Source organism: Streptomyces sp. Wb2n-11 (genome assembly GCF_001049855.1).
Lineage (GTDB): Bacteria > Actinomycetota > Actinomycetes > Streptomycetales > Streptomycetaceae > Streptomyces > Streptomyces altiplanensis.
Genome location: NZ_CVPB01000001.1, coordinates 1,687,465 through 1,702,546 on the forward strand (window position 1 = coordinate 1,687,465; position 15,082 = coordinate 1,702,546).

General features: G+C 71.9%; 12 protein-coding genes. 1 reads left to right on the forward strand and 11 read right to left on the reverse strand.

What is annotated here, in order from left to right:
• Positions 1–6 precede the first annotated feature (6 nt).
• From BN1555_RS07440 to BN1555_RS07455, 4 genes are all read right to left on the reverse strand, one after another.
• Positions 7–483 carry a DUF485 domain-containing protein gene (locus BN1555_RS07440; protein WP_093798635.1) on the reverse strand — a complete coding sequence of 159 codons (477 nt, stop codon included), beginning with the start codon at positions 481–483 and terminating at the stop codon, positions 7–9.
• Between the two features lie 96 nt (positions 484–579).
• On the reverse strand, positions 580–1,050 hold the full coding sequence (locus tag BN1555_RS07445) for a LuxR C-terminal-related transcriptional regulator (protein ID WP_369688953.1): 471 nt from the start codon (positions 1,048–1,050) through the stop codon (positions 580–582).
• 177 nt (positions 1,051–1,227) lie between these two features.
• Entirely contained in the window at positions 1,228–1,872 is a 645-nt protein-coding gene (locus tag BN1555_RS41570) for a histidine kinase dimerization/phosphoacceptor domain-containing protein (RefSeq protein ID WP_369688954.1), read from the reverse strand.
• A gap of 128 nt (positions 1,873–2,000) precedes the next feature.
• Positions 2,001–4,121, reverse strand: a complete 2,121-nt coding sequence (locus tag BN1555_RS07455) for a DNA gyrase/topoisomerase IV subunit B (protein WP_093798636.1) — start codon at positions 4,119–4,121, stop codon at positions 2,001–2,003.
• 434 nt (positions 4,122–4,555) lie between these two features.
• On the opposite strand from BN1555_RS07455, the gene BN1555_RS07460 reads away from it, so the two are divergent.
• Positions 4,556–4,786 carry a DUF7455 domain-containing protein gene (locus BN1555_RS07460; protein WP_093798637.1) on the forward strand — a complete coding sequence of 77 codons (231 nt, stop codon included), beginning with the start codon at positions 4,556–4,558 and terminating at the stop codon, positions 4,784–4,786.
• 106 nt (positions 4,787–4,892) lie between these two features.
• Here the strand turns inward: BN1555_RS07460 and BN1555_RS07465 are convergent, their stop codons facing one another.
• The 7 genes from BN1555_RS07465 to BN1555_RS07495 all read right to left on the reverse strand — a co-directional run bounded on the left by BN1555_RS07465 (position 4,893) and on the right by BN1555_RS07495 (position 15,040).
• Entirely contained in the window at positions 4,893–5,723 is an 831-nt protein-coding gene (locus BN1555_RS07465; protein WP_093798638.1) for a S1 family peptidase, read from the reverse strand.
• 142 nt (positions 5,724–5,865) lie between these two features.
• Positions 5,866–7,437 (reverse strand): RNA polymerase sigma factor, encoded by a 1,572-nt coding sequence (locus BN1555_RS07470; protein ID WP_093803260.1) that lies wholly within the window; start codon positions 7,435–7,437, stop codon positions 5,866–5,868.
• 350 nt (positions 7,438–7,787) lie between these two features.
• Positions 7,788–8,675 (reverse strand): FadR/GntR family transcriptional regulator, encoded by an 888-nt coding sequence (locus BN1555_RS07475; RefSeq protein WP_176709984.1) that lies wholly within the window; start codon positions 8,673–8,675, stop codon positions 7,788–7,790.
• Positions 8,676–8,835: 160 nt separating this feature from the next.
• The gene (locus BN1555_RS07480; protein WP_093798640.1) at positions 8,836–10,608 is read right to left on the reverse strand and encodes an ATP-binding cassette domain-containing protein; all 1,773 of its coding nucleotides are present in this window, start codon (positions 10,606–10,608) and stop codon (positions 8,836–8,838) included.
• A gap of 142 nt (positions 10,609–10,750) precedes the next feature.
• Positions 10,751–11,515, reverse strand: coding sequence for an NUDIX hydrolase (locus BN1555_RS07485; protein WP_093798641.1), 765 nt, complete (start codon positions 11,513–11,515; stop codon positions 10,751–10,753).
• Positions 11,516–11,614: 99 nt separating this feature from the next.
• A complete protein-coding gene (locus tag BN1555_RS07490; protein ID WP_093798642.1) occupies positions 11,615–13,621 on the reverse strand; it encodes a glycogen debranching N-terminal domain-containing protein in 2,007 nt (668 codons plus the stop codon).
• Between the two features lie 108 nt (positions 13,622–13,729).
• Entirely contained in the window at positions 13,730–15,040 is a 1,311-nt protein-coding gene (locus BN1555_RS07495) for a DUF4192 domain-containing protein (RefSeq protein WP_093798643.1), read from the reverse strand.
• Between the last annotated feature and the right edge of the window lie 42 nt (positions 15,041–15,082).

A 15,082-nucleotide genomic window follows, 5' to 3' on the forward strand; every position in this document is an offset into this window, starting at 1 on the left:
TGCTCGTCACCGGTCGGCCCCCCGCGTCAGTTCCTGGGTGTCCCAGCGGAGGTCGAGCGCCGCTCGGTCCCGGCGCAGCCGCGCGTGACGTGCGTACGCCCAGGTCAGCAGGAAGGTGGTGAAGAACTGTCCGAGCCCGGCGACCATCGCGACGTTCACCGCGCCCACGACGGGGCGGGCCATCAGGTCGTGCGCGGTGGTCGCCGCGACGACGTAGGCGAGGTACCAGGTGAAGAACGCGAGGGACGCGGGAACGACGAACCGCCGGTAGCGGCTGCGTACTTCCTGGAAGGCGGCGCTGCGCTGCACCTCCAGGTAGATCTCGGCCGCGCTGTGGCCGGGCCCCGGGCCGCCGGGCGCGGGCGGCGCGACCGGCGCGGGGGCTCCCGTGCCGTCCAGCTCGCCCCACCCGGAGGCAAGCGCGTCGTACCAGGGATCGTCGAACCGCACCGCAGCGGTCTCGCGCCCTTCGTGCTTCTCCACCGAACAGTTCTCCTTGTCCGCGCACGGATTGTCCGCGTGCCAAGGATGGACAGAGTGGGAAGATCCAGGACTCTTCAATCCTTTCTCTTCACCCCTTCAGGTGACGGATGCCCCGGGCGGCTGTGCGAGTCCGTGCCGGTGGGCGTACCGCGCCGCCTGTGCCCGGTCGCGCCCTTCCCCCTTGGTGAAGAGGTTGTCGATGCGGGTCTTCACGGTGGCCGTGCCGATGTGCGGCACGCGGGCGGTCCCGGAGTCGGGGAGTCCCTCGGCGACGAGCGCCGGCACCTCGGCCTCGCGCCGGGTGAGACCGCCCGGCAGCTCGGCGGACACAGTGGGGGCGGTGATCTGCGCCAGGAGGCGCAGCTGGACGGCGGGCGCGAACCCCGCCCGCCCCGACATCACATCCGCGACGGCGCGTACGGTCTCCTCGCCACCGGCGTCCTTGGTGAGACAGCCGCGCGCCCCCGCGCGCAACCTCGCGAAGAGCGACTCGTCGTCCGCGTACGTCGTGAGCACCACGACCTGGGTGGCCGGATACGGGGCCCGGATACGGCGGGTCGCCTCCACCCGTCGCAGCGCGGCATCCGCATCGTCGGCAGGCCGCAGCCGGGGCCCGCGAGCTCGCCGGTCCGGCTGCGCCGGTGGTGGCCGGGGCGTCCGGGTCCCGTACCCCCGGAGTCACTTCGCCGCTCCCGTACGTGAACAGGATGCGGACCGCCGCCCCGGCGCGCTTGCGCACGTTCGTCAGCGCTTCCTGCGCCACCCGCCGGACCGTCCACGGGGCCTCGGCGGACAGCGCCCGGCGCTCCCCGGACGCGTCGACCGTCGCGTTCTCCTCGGGGCCGCCGAATCCCGCAGGAAGGCTTCCACCGGTACCACCTCCCCCACGCGGCACGGAGGGGCCGGTGGGCCTCCGCCAGCCCCTGCGGGCCTGCCGCGCACCGCCACGACCCGCTCCAGGATCCACGCGCGGTCCGCGCCCTGCTCGATCCGGATCCGGGCGGCCTCCAGGTGCACCATCGGTGCGGAGAGGCTGGGTGCCAGGACGTCATGGAGCTCCCGGGCGGTACGGGCCCGCTCGGCCGGGGCCCGTGGACCGGACCTCCGCCGCACGGGCGGCCCGCTCCTGCGCGAGCAGCCGGAAGCGGGCGCCGGGCCTGCCGCGCCGAGGCGCAGGGAGTACCCGACGAGCGCGATCCCCGGCCCGGCAGGGCGGGCTCCACGGTCCGGCCGCCGGGACGACGGCCGCGACGCCCCGGAAGACTCCCGGGCCGTACGCCGTACGCCGCCCAGAGGATCCAGGTGGTCGTCGCGACCCGGACCAGGACGTCGATGACCACGCGCACCCGTGGCGCACCCAGCCGTGACGGGGCCTCCGGGGACGGCCACGCGGTCCAGCCGCCACTCGTCCGCGACGCCGTGGAGCGGCCCTGCGGACCGGAGGCCCGCAGGGGATCGGAGCGAGCGTGGGTGGAGCTGTGCGCTCCACCCACGGGTGGTCTTCGTCCGGCGCCGGCTCAGGCGTCGATGCGCGAGCGGTCCAGGGTCGCCGCCGAGCTGGTGATGAACTCCTTGCGGGGCGCGACCTCGTTGCCCATCAGCAGGTCGAAGACCTGCTCGGAGGACTCCAGGTCACCGATGTTGATCCGGCGCAGCGTGCGGTGGCGCGGGTCCATCGTGGTCTCCGCCAGCTGGTCGGCGTCCATCTCGCCCAGGCCCTTGTAGCGCTGGATGGAGTCCTTGAAGCGCACGTTCTTGCGCTGGAACTCCAGCAGCTTCTGCCGCAGCTCGCTGTCCGAGTACGTGTAGATGTACTTGTCCTGGCCCTTCTTCGGCTGGACGAGCTCGATCCGGTGCAGCGGCGGCACGGCGGCGAAGACGCGCCCCGCCTCCACCATCGGCCGCATGTAGCGCTGGAAGAGCGTCAGCAGCAGGCAGCGGATGTGCGCGCCGTCGACATCGGCGTCCACGAGCAGCACGATCTTGCCGTAGCGCGCGGCGTCCAGGTCGAAGGTCCGCCCGGAGCCCGCTCCTATGACCTGGATGATGGCGCCGCACTCGGCGTTCTTGAGCATGTCCGAGACGGAGGACTTCTGGACGTTGAGGATCTTGCCCCGGATGGGCAGCAGCGCCTGGAACTCGGAGTTCCGGGCGAGCTTGGCCGTGCCGAGTGCGGAGTCCCCCTCGACGATGAAGAGCTCACTGCGCTCCACGTCGTCGCTGCGGCAGTCGGCGAGCTTGGCCGGCAGAGAGGAGGACTCCAGCGCGGTCTTGCGGCGCTGCGCCTCCTTGTGCTGGCGGGCCGCGATACGCGTCCGCGCGGCGGCGACGACCTTCTCCATGACCGAGCGCGCCTGCTGCTTGGCGTCCCGCTTGGTGGAGGTCAGGAACGTCTTGAGTTCCTTGGCGACGACATTGCCGACGATCCGCGCGGCCGCCGAGGTGCCGAGGATCTCCTTCGTCTGGCCCTCGAACTGCGGCTCCGCCAGCCGCACCGTGACGACCGCGGTGAGGCCCTCCATGACGTCGTCCTTGACGACGTCGTCCTCGGCGACGCGCAGCAGCTTGGCCGAGCGCAGCGCCTCGTTGACGGTCTTGGTGAGGGACCGCTCGAAGCCGGAGATGTGGGTGCCGCCCTTGGGGGTGGCGATGATGTTGACGAAGGACCTGACGGTGGTGTCGTACCCCGTGCCCCAGCGCAGCGCGATGTCCACGCCGAGCTCGCGGGTGACCTCGGTGGCCGTCATGTGCCCGCGGTCGTCGAGGACCGGCACGGTCTCCTTGAAGGTGCCCTGCCCGGACAGCCGCAGAACGTCGCAGATGGCCTTGTCCTGCGCGAGGTACTCGCAGAACTCGCTGATGCCGCCGTCGAAGCGGAAGATCTCCTCGGTCTTGCCCTCGCCCTCCAGGGCGCGCTCGTCGCGTACGACGATGGTCAGGCCGGGGACGAGGAAGGCCGTCTGGCGGGCGCGCTGGTACAGCGTCTCCAGGCCGAGCTTGGCGTCCTTGAGGAAGATCTGATGGTCGGCCCAGTAGCGTACGCGCGTGCCGGTGCGCGTCTTGGGGACCCGCTTGACCTTGCGCAGGCCGTTCGCCGGGTCGAAGGGGGAGTCGGGGCCCGGCCCGGTGAACATGCCGGGGACGCCTCGCCGGAAGCTGATGGCGTGCGTCGCGCTGTTGCGGTCGACCTCGACGTCCAGGCGGGCGGAGAGGGCGTTGACGACGGAGGCGCCGACGCCGTGCAGACCGCCGGAGGCCGCGTACGAGCCGCCGCCGAACTTGCCGCCGGCGTGCAGCTTGGTCATCACGACCTCGACGCCGGACAGACCCGTCTTGGGCTCCACGTCGACCGGGATGCCGCGGCCGTTGTCCTGGACCTCCACCGAGCCGTCCTCGTGCAGGACGACCTCGATGTGGTCGCAGTAACCGCCGAGGGCTTCGTCGACGGAGTTGTCGATGATCTCCCAGAGGCAGTGCATGAGGCCGCGGCTGTCGGTGGACCCGATGTACATGCCAGGGCGCTTACGGACGGCCTCGAGCCCCTCGAGTACGAGCAGGTGCCGCGCGGTGTAGTTGGAGCCGTCACGGTCTGCACCGGTCAGAAGCGCAGTGGACGGCACGGACGTCTCGGCGGTCACGCGGTTCGCTCCTCGCTGAATTTCAAATGTGTCCCGATGGGGTACGGGCCCGGCGTGGGTCGCCGGTCAGAGGGTACCGAGGCCTGGTAGAGCCCATGTAACGCCACCCTCAGGAAAACTCATGCTAGTCCAGAGTCGTATGCACGTTCGATCCCTCGAAGGGGTGACGTGGACATCACGTTCCCTTCTAGGCATGAACCATTTAGGCTCCGGGCACGTCCTCATGAACAACCGGCAAGCCAGCCGGGAGGGCAGACCACCAACTAACCGACGCGAAACCGTAGAGCGACGCAATACGGCTCCTTCGCCGCTAACCGGCAGCAGACAGCCACCTTCGGAAGAATTTTCAAGGAAAAGCCACGAGCGGGAACGTTTTCGGCCTGGTTGGATGTTGACCCTGGTACGACAGCTCGTCGAGCTAGAGAAGAGGCGACGTGACTACTGTTCTGACCCCCGCGACCCCCCTGACGGCCGCTGACCGATGCGACCGATGCGGCGCCCAGGCCTACCTGCGCGTTGTCCTGGCCAGCGGCGGCGAACTGCTCTTCTGCGCCCACCACGGTCGCAAGTTCGAGCCGGAACTCAAGAAGATCGCCGCGGAAATACAGGACGAGACAGACCGGCTGACCCCCATGCCGCCGTCCCCGGAAGACGAGGAACGCTGACACCTCGCCATTACGACGAGCCAAGGGCCGGTTACAGACCGGTCGACGGGCGGTCCCCCCGGAAACCCCGGGGAAGGCCGCCCGTTCTCGTACGCTGTAAGCGTAATCAGCCTCTGGTGGTCCATGTTCCGGGGGCCGCCGAGAGGCGTGAGTACACCCCGGGGCTCTGGGCCTGACCGCAGCCGCTCCCCCAGGAGACGAGCCCGATCAGCCGGCCGTCGGCCACCAGCGGCCCGCCGCTGTCCCCCTGGCACGCGTCGTGGCCCCCCTCCGGGTCCCCGGCGCACAGCATCGTGTCCGCGCTGTACGTCCCGTAGGTGCTTTTCGGGTAGGCGCTCTCACAGGTGCTGTCGGGCAGCACCTCCACCGGCGCGGCATGCAGCTCGGACGCGTAGGTTCCCGTGCCGGTCGTGTCCCCCCAGCCGTAGACGACCGCGCTCGTGCCCGGCGTGTACGCCGCGTCTCCCGGCCCCGCGACCTTGATGGCGTGATGCGCGGGAAGCGAGACCGACAGCGTGAGCATCGCGAAGTCTCCCGTGTTCGTCCCGGCGTCGTACTCCGGGTCGATCCGCGCGTCACTCACCGCGATCTCCTGGCCACCCGAACCCGCCAGTTCACTGCGGCCCGCTACGACCTTCAGGTCACGCACCTGGCCGAGCGGTACGCCGAGGACCTCCTTGCTCACGCAGTGCGCCGCCGTCATCACTCTGTCCGGCGCCACCAGCACCCCCCCGCAGAATTGTCCCGCCCGCGTACCTCCGAACCGGTCACGGCTGGCCAGTGCCACCACCCAGGGCGTCTTGGAGACCTGCACCGGTCGGCCCCCGATCACCACGCCGTCGGCGGCGGCGGTACCGCCCGAGACGTGCGGCGTTATGAGGGCCGTGGCTGCCAGGGCCACCGCCCCTGTCAGAGATCCGGTAGAAGAGCGACGCATTCGGCCTCCTGGTTCGGCGCTGCAATGACATCCCCAGCGTCGGCCGGACGGCGGTGCGCCGCACCCGTGAAAGCCGAGGGCCCGGAGTTTCGTACGCGAGACTCCGGGCCCTCGGTCCGGGCGGTGAACGACCAGGTACGGCCTAGTCGAGGTAGTCGCGCAGGACCTGCGAGCGCGACGGGTGGCGCAGCTTCGACATGGTCTTGGACTCGATCTGGCGGATCCGCTCACGCGTCACGCCGTAGACCTTGCCGATCTCGTCCAGCGTCTTGGGCTGGCCGTCGGTGAGACCGAAGCGCATGGACACGACGCCCGCCTCGCGCTCCGAGAGGGTGTCCAGGACCGAGTGCAGCTGCTCCTGCAGGAGCGTGAAGGAGACCGCGTCGGCCGGGACGACCGCCTCGGAGTCCTCGATGAGGTCACCGAACTCGCTGTCGCCGTCCTCGCCGAGCGGGGTGTGCAGCGAGATGGGCTCGCGGCCGTACTTCTGGACCTCGATGACCTTCTCGGGGGTCATGTCGAGTTCCTTGGCCAGCTCCTCCGGGGTGGGCTCGCGGCCCAGGTCCTGGAGCATCTGGCGCTGCACGCGGGCGAGCTTGTTGATGACCTCGACCATGTGCACCGGGATGCGGATGGTGCGGGCCTGGTCGGCCATCGCGCGGGTGATCGCCTGCCGGATCCACCAGGTGGCGTACGTCGAGAACTTGTAGCCCTTGGTGTAGTCGAACTTCTCCACCGCGCGGATCAGACCCAGGTTGCCCTCCTGGATCAGGTCCAGGAAGAGCATGCCTCGGCCTGTGTAGCGCTTGGCCAGCGAGACCACGAGGCGGAGGTTGGCCTCCAGCAGGTGGTTCTTGGCGCGGCGGCCGTCCTCGGCGATGATCTCCAGCTCGCGCTTGAGCTTCGGCGCGAGCTTGTCGCTGTTGGCCAGCTTGTCCTCGGCGAACAGGCCCGCCTCGATGCGCTTGGCGAGCTCCACCTCCTGCTCGGCGTTGAGGAGGGGGACTTTGCCGATCTGCTTGAGGTAGTCCTTGACGGGGTCGGCGGTGGCGCCGGCGACAGCGACCTGCTGCGCGGGCGCGTCGTCCTCGTCCTCGTCGGAGAGAACGAAGCCCTTCTCCCCGCCCTCTTCTTCTTCGTCGGCGCCCGCCTTGACCGGGATCTCCTCGGTGGAGTCCTCAGCGTCGGCGGCCTCGTCGGCGCCCTTCTTGGCGGAAGCCTTCTTGGTTGCCGTCTTCTTGGCCGCGGTCTTCTTCGCAGCGGTCCTCTTGGCCACGGCCTTCTTGGCGGCGGCCTTCTCCTCCGGCCCGGGCGTGGCGGCGGCCTCGGGTGCGACGACCTCGTCGGCCACCGCGTCCACGGTCCCGGACGCCGGAGCGGCGGTGGCGGCGACCGTCTTCGCGGGGGCCGCCTCGGCCGCGACGGATTTGGTGGCGGTGCGCTTGACCGGGCTCTTGGCCGCGACGCTCTTGCGGGGGCGCTTGGGCGGCTCCGCGGCAGTGACCATCAGCGTCACACCCTCTTCCTCGAGGATCTGGTTGAGGCTGCGCAGAACGTTCTTCCACTGGGCCGAGGGAATCCGGTCGGCCAAGAATGCCTGGCGCACGTCGTCGCCCGCGATCTGCCCATCAGCCTTTCCCCGCTCGATAAGCGCCATCACAGACTCGGACTCGGCGATCTCCGGCGGGAGCGTACGGGATGTGCTGGCCGACACGAACAACCTCTCGGAACGATGGAAACGGCTTCCGGCCTCGCCCTGAGTACGGGCCACGACCGACGACATCGGCTGGGGATGTACCGACGGCGCAGGTTGAACCTCGGACTGGTTACAGCGCCAGGTTCAGCGGCTGTATTCCCTCTTCGGCTGTCACCTCTTAGGTCATCGCACAGTTCCGAGGAGTGTTACGCCCAATCTGCGTGGCCCGAGTCACATGCCGTACGGAGCGCGGGAGAGCAGAAGGAACACCGGCTCACAAGCGTGTCGCCGGACCCGTGGGATCCGGCGACACGAGGTTCGTCAGCGCAGTCGGGCCGCAAGGCACACACCCCGGCCGTGGTCCGTGATCAGTGCTCGCGCGGCGCCGGCACCACACGCTCCACTTCCGGGTGTGCGGTGAGCAGTTGACGCATGGCGGTCTCGGCGGCCATGGCGTCGCCCGCGGCGAGCGCGTCCACGATGCGGGAGTGGTGGACGAGAGCGGCCTCGGTCGGGCGGTCACAGCCGATGAGGGACCCGCCGGACACCTGAAGGGCGGCGGAGACGATGCCGGAAAGGTGTTCGAGCATGCGGTTGCCCGCGAGCTGGATGATGAGCGAGTGGAATTCGGCGTCGGCCCGGGAGAACGTCAGGGAGTCACCCTGCGCAAGGGCGTGTCCCATGATCTCGACCATGTCGCCGAGGCGCTGCTGGAGGTCCTCGCGCCCATGGCCGACCGCGAGGCGGGCCGCGAGCGGCTCGATCATCCACCGCAGTTCGCCGAGTTCACGACGTTGATCGTCGCGCTGCGGGCCGAAGGCCCGCCACTCGATGATGTCGGGGTCCAGCAGGTTCCAGTCACTGACGGGACGGACCCGGGTGCCGACGTTGGGGCGGGCGCTGACCAGGCCTTTCGCTTCAAGTACGCGCAGGGATTCGCGCACGACGGTGCGGGAGACCTCGAAGCGCTGGCCGATCTCCTCGGGGACGAGCGGGCGGTCGGCGCCCAGGTCGCCGGAGACGATCATCTGGCCGAGCTGCTGGACGAGTTGGCCGTGGAGCCCGCGGCCCCGGCTGCCCGCAGAACGGCGGCCCACCCGGCCCAGGTCCGGGTCGCCCCCGTCCCAGGAGGGCATGCCGACGCGGTCGGCGCCCGGCGCCTCCGCGTAGGGATAGCGGTCGAGTTCACCCGGCCCGGCGAGGCCTGAATCGGCGGAGCGGGCGGCGGTCATCATGGTGTGCGCAAGGGTACTCACGGATCCTTTGTCGGCGTGACTTCCGTGCCCCTTGAGGTCTTTGGTGAAAAGCACACGAAAGGGTGATCGTCGCCCGCCCTGCAATTGACGACTTATCGGAAATACCCGGGCGTTCTCAGGGGAGTTATCAGTCGTTGACGGCCTTCACCGCACGAGCCGATCACCAATGAGTACTGCGGCGAAGGCCGACGAACAGATACGCGCAGAGAAGGGCACACAACGACAACCCCAGTGCGGCACCGACGGGTTGGGCCGCGACCCTCACCACGGCCACCAGCCACCGGTCGGCCTCGTACGGCCACTGCAGCCACGCCACCTCGCGCAGCCTGCCCGGGAGTCCGGCCACCGAACGCACGGACGGGCTCAGGATCACCCGCTGTGCGACCGGCGCCACGAGGACCGGTACGGCGAGTACCGCGGCCACTCCGGGGGCCGTCGCGCGAAAGACGCCGGCGCCCAATAGCCCGGCCCAGGCGCAGCCGACGGTCAGGCCGGACCAACTTGCCGCCATGGACAACCATTTCTCCGGTACGCGCAGCAAGTCCTCGCCGTACACCAGCCGCAGCGCCTCGGCGTCGGCCACCACGACGAGCGCTCCCAGGAGCAGCGCGGTGGCGGCGGAGACGATCAGCTTGGCCAGGAGCAGCCCGAGACGGCGTGGGACCGTACCGCGGGCGGCGGCGAGGGCGGGGTACCGGAACTCCTCGCCGAAGGCGATCGCACCGAGCAGCCCGGCGCCGAGCGCCGCGGGCGGCAGGGGCAGGATGTCCGGCCAGGCGGCGAGAAGGCCGGGCAGGGGGGCGCTGCCCCGGCGCGCGAGCAGCACGGAGATCACCACGGACGCGACGAGGACGGTGGCCGTGGTCAGAAGGGCGGTCCTCGTGCCGAGGAGGCGGTGCAGTTCGTAGCGCAGGGGGTGGAGCGGGCTGCGCGCCGGGCGCAGAGGCAGCGGTCGCGAGGACGGTTCCGGCGCCTCGACGGGCCCCTGCGCCTCGCTTTCACCACGTCCGGAGGCGACCGGGGAAGGAGACGCGGCCGGCTGCTCCGGAGCAGGGGCCGGGCCGGTGTCGCCGATCTCGTCGGCGAGCCGGTGGACCGGGATGCCGTGCCGGAAGGCGGTCTCGCCGATCTGCGCGCAGTCGCTGCCGTAGACGGAGAGGTGACTGCCCCCCTCGGTGACGACCTCGACGGAACGCCGGGCCGCGCGGGCTTCGCGGGCGACAAGGACGCCCAGGCGGGCGGCGTGCGGGGTCCTGACGGCGACGCGGGGGCGGAGCCTGGTCCTGGCGAACTCGGCCGCCTCCTGGTCCGCGACGAGACGGCCGTCGTCGATGGTGACGACCCGGTCGGCGGTACGGGCGGCCTCCTTGGCGTCGCGCGTGGTGTACAGCACGGTGCCGCCCCGGGCCGCATGGCCGCGCAGCAGTCCGTACACCCAGCTGTTCTCGCGCGGGGACAGGCCGTCGGCCGGCTCGTCGAGGAGGAGGGCGTGCGGGTCTCCCAGCAGGGCGGAGGCGAGGCCGAGCCGGCGGTCCATGCCCCGGGAGAGCGTGCTGAGGCGCTGGTCGCCGAGGTCGGCCAGGCCGACGAGGTCGAGCATGTCGTTCGCGCGGGCGGCGGGCACGCCGGCCGCGGCGCAGAGCATGCGGAGCTGGCCACGGGCGGTACGGGCGGGGTGGCCCGGCACGTCGCCGAGGAGCGCCCCGACCTCGCGGGCGGGGTGGGTGATCCGGTGGAGGGGGCGTCCGCGGAAGTACGTGACACCGCGGCCGGGTTCGAGGCCGAGCATCAGCCTGAGCGTCGTGGTCTTGCCGGATCCGGCGGCGCCGAGGAGGGCCGTGACCTGCCCCGGCCGCGCCTCGAAGGTCAGATCGTCCACGGCGGGCGGGAGTTCTCGGCGGGGGGCGCTGGTGAGTCCGATGGCCTGGAGCATCGCTTCTCTCGCGGAAGGGGAGACCGCTCGGCGGCAGGGCGGTACTGCAGCAAGATAACGCGATATATCCGACTTCTGTTGCAGCGAGGCAACTGCGGGTGTCAGACCGGGGGTGCCGGGCCCGAATGCCGGGCCTCGGGTGTCAGACCTCGGGGCGCAGCATCGGCGGGTTGAGCAGCGTCGCCCCGCCGGCCCGGAACAGTTGCGCGGGCCGGCCGCCCTGCCGGGTCGTGGTCCCGCCCGAGGGGACGAGGAAACCAGGGGTGCCGGTGACCTTGCGGTGGAAGTTCCGGGGATCGAGCGCGACGCCCCAGACGGCTTCGTACACCCGGCGCAGCTCGCCGACGGTGAACTCCGCGGGGCAGAAGGCCGTGGCGAGCGACGAGTATTCGATTTTGGAGCGGGCGCGCTCCACGCCGTCCGCAAGGATCTGGGCGTGGTCGAAGGCGAGCGGGGCCGGAGACTCGTCCTCGCGGCTGTGGTCATCCTCCTGGCCGAGCAGGGCCTCCACCGGTGCCCAGCGCACGCTGTGCGCGTCGCCGCCCGCCCGCGGAGCGGGAAGGTCCGGTGCGAGCACCAGATAAGCCACGCTCACCACCCGCATCCGGGGGTCCCGCCCGGGGTCCCCGTACGTGGCCAGCTGCTCCAGGTGCGCTCCGTTCCCGGGCGAGGGGGCACCGGGGTCGTGCGCGCACAGTCCGGTCTCCTCGGCGAGCTCGCGTGCCGCCGCCGCCCCGAGGCCCTCCTCCGCCCGGACAAAGCCGCCGGGCAATGCCCACCGGCCCTGATAGGGCTGCTCGCCCCGGCGTACGACCAGCGCGCAGAGTGCGTGACGGCGCACGGTGAGCACGACCAGATCCACGGTGACGGCGAAGGGAGGAAAGGCCGATGGGTCGTAGGGCGACATGCCGTGATCATAGTCGTCTGCCTGACGATAAACAGTCCTCCAGCCGGTGAAGCCGCGGTCCGCGCCGCCCTCTTCGCGCCGCTCCCCGGCATCCACTGTTCAGCCCCCCAACTGGAGTGTTCCGGCGGCTTCCTCGACCATGCCGAGGCCCAGCCTGCTGATCCGTACGGCGAAGGGCTCCCCCGCCACGCGCAGTCCGGACAGCTGCACGGCCCCGAGCGGCGCACTGCGCACCGGGAACAGCGCCACCGTGCCGGCCGGGGCGTCCGGGCGGATGCCCGCGAGCGCGGTGAGCAGGTGGACACCGGCCGCGGCCGCCACCGCCGCGGGGCGGCACGCGGCCGGGTGCGGCACGGGAAGGCCGCCCGCGGTGCGCTGCTCGCCCGCGTACATCTCGGGCAGCCGGTTGCCGAAGGCTCCCGCGGCGTCGAGGACGCCGCGCAGCAGGGCTGCCGCTTCCCTCTCGTATCCGGCCGCCGCGAGCCCCGCGACGGCGACGGCCGTTTCGTGGACGCGCACCGCGCCACCGCGGTGGCCGAAGGGGTTGTGACCGCTCTCCTTGGCACCGAGGCTGCGCAGCCCCCAGCCCGAGTCCATCGCGGGACCGCCCAGCAGCCTCGCCACCTGTTCGGTCTGCACCTTGTCCAGCAGGCCGGGCGCCTGCCGCCCGGCGCCGAGCAGGCCGGTGTCCAGGAGGTGCGCGGCAAAGCCGCCGAGGTGCGGGACGATCCGTCCCCCCGCGGTACGGGCCGCCGCCGGTCTGCCTCCCGCACGGTCCTCGATCCAGAAGTCCTCCTGGAACGTACGGCGGAGCCCGCCCGCCCACTCGCGCCATCCTTCGGCTCCCGGACGACCGCACTCGGCCAGCAGGTCGGCGCCGAGCACCGCCGCACGGTGGGCATGGGCCTGGGTCTCACTGCGCCGGGGCCCTCCGGGGCCCCGTTCCCCCAGACAGCCGTCGCCGTCCGCGGCTCTGCGCAACCAGAGCAGACAGCGTTCGGCCACGGGCAGCAGCTCCTCCAGATCCTGCTCCGCCAGCCCCCACCGTCTCGCCTCCGCGAGCACCACGGGGAAGGCCAGCGTCGCCTCCACACCCGTGCAGCTGGGCGGGAGGTGCGGGCCCGCGTCCCTGAGCGGGCCCGGAAGCCGGCCCTGGTCGGGCCCCGGGCCCGGCAGCTGGGTACGGGCGAGGGTGCGCAGCGTCGTCGCAGCGAGCCGGGTGCCGAGCGGCAGCGCCATGCGCGCCGCCCACAGCGCCTCGGCGGGCGCGAGTCCGCAGCGCCAGGGCACCCCCGCCGCCAGGTACACGTCCGCGGGATTGCGCGGGTCGCGCGTCAGCAGGGCCCGCAGATCGTCGAGGCTGCTCCGCAACAGCTCCCGCACCCGCGAATCGTCCCCCTCCGCCGCCGCCTCGGAGAACGGGTCCGCTCCGGTCTTCGCGAGTGGCCGGGCACCACCCTCCGCACGGATCCGCAGTTCGATGGTGCGCGAGGCGCCGGGCAGCAGTTCGATCTCCCAGCGCAGCAGGCCGACGGAAGCGATCGCGTCCTCGGGAGGCGGGTCGGCGGTGACCACGGCCTGGGCCCCCGCCACCGACCAGCGCATGCCCGAGGCGTGGACGCTCGCGGGCAGCTCGGGCCCCGAGCGGCCCGCGGCGACGGCGCCCAGGTCCGCGAGGTCGGTGCCGAGCCCGATCTCCACGCGGAGCCGCACGGCACGCCACGCCGAGCTGCGCAGGACGATCCGCTCCGTACCTCCGGCGTGCCGCAGCCGCTCCACGGCGATCTCGGGGTCCGGCCCCGCACCGGCCGGAGGACGCACCACACCCACGAACCGGGCGCGGGACGCGGAGACCAGCCGGCCCTGCACGGCGACCGGTTCCCGTCCCGCGACCCGCAAGTGGCAGCGGGAGAGCAGCCGTCGCCCCGCCCGGTAGAAGCCCTCCAGGCCGTGGCCGGTGAGCTGCCCGTGTTCCGCGGAGAGCGCGAGCCCGGGCAGGTCCGCGCAGACCAGCAGGGCATGGACCGAGGGCAGCTCACCGGTGGGCCGGGCACCCCCCGCAAGGTGTCTTCCCCCGGCGGCGGGGTACTGGGCGGTGAGGGTCATACGGTGCCTCCTCTGCGCTCGTGACAGCCGCGTGGGTCGAGACGGCGCGGGGCGTTCGCGGTACCGCCATACGTGTGAACGTCCGCATCGCCGCCGTGGTCACGGCCGTCATCGCCCGCTCCTCCCCCGCGGGCTGTCCCGTCGGCGCGCACGGCCTCGCGCGTCGGCTGCCGCCGGCCGCGCCCCGGCAGGCGGGGCACTCTGCTTGGCGGCCTGCGGCCGTACGGAACGCGTGGTGGCACGTGTGCGTACGACACGTGGGCGGAGCCGTTTGTGTTCCGCACGCTCCCGGCGCTCCTCGCGCAGACAGCGCCGCAGGCCTTCCGGGTCGATGCCCTCGTTGCACGCCTGGTGCAGAAGCCGGGCGAAGGTGTACTCGGGGTCGGCCCGCAGGGCGCGGTCGAGGGCCACCCTCGCCCCCGGCTCGTCCCCGGTCGACCAGGCGACCCATCCGGCGAGGGTGAGCGGGGCGGCGGCATGGGTGTCGTACGCTCCGGCGCACCGGCGGGCGAGCGCCCGCCAGAGCCGCAGTGCGGGCTCGGCGTCCGCCCCCTCCATCCACTCCGCGGCCCGGTCCCTGGTCTCCCGGTCCTGGAGCCCGAGAATGACGGCCGCGGCCTCGTCGTGGGCGATGAGGGCGTCGTCGCCGGCGTCCGCGTCGGGCCAGCCTGCCGCGGCCGGCCCGTTCTCGCCGAGGCGCTCCATCAGCCGGCGGGCCAGGCCGAGCGTCTCCGCCGTGACCCGCTCACGCTCGGTACCGCTGAGGATCCGGGGCACCAGCGCGAGCCCTGCCGCGTCCAGCGCCCGCACCTGCTCCTGCTCCTGACCGGCCGGCTGCCGCGGGGGCGCGAGCCTGGCCTCCATCTCCCGCAGGGATCCGCGTACCTGGATTCCGGCGTAGGCGGCGGCCGCGGCCATCACCGAAGTGCCCGGCATCGCCAGTACGTTCCCGTCGGGCGGGCAGCAGCGCTCGTCGGGGCAGCAGTAGGACCAGTACCTCCCGTCGGAGATGCACAGCGCTTCGGACACGGGCACGTCGAGCGCGCCGCACGCGGTGCGCAGGCGTTGCGCGAAGGGGCGCAGCCGCTCCATCACCTGCCTGCCCGACTCGCCCTCGGCCGGGTCCTGGCAGAGGAAGACGACGATGCCCTCGGGACGGGCTCCCCGGCGCTCGCTGCCGGTCACCAGGCAGTCGGCGAGCTGGTCGGAGACGAACGGCCATTCCTTCGGCGAGTTCGGGATACCGAGCCTGAGCCGCCCGCCGAACCGGCCCCTGCGCCCGTGCAGCGCGACCATCACCACACTGTCGGTCGGATGGAAGCCCATGAGGTACGGGAGGGCGTCGGCGAGTTCGGCGGGGCCCCGCAGGGTGATCTGGTCGCCGGCGGAGGGCCTTGTGGGTTCGTGGTGGTTGTTCATGGCTCGACGTTCCCGCAGAAGCCGTCCGCGCCGCCAACCCTG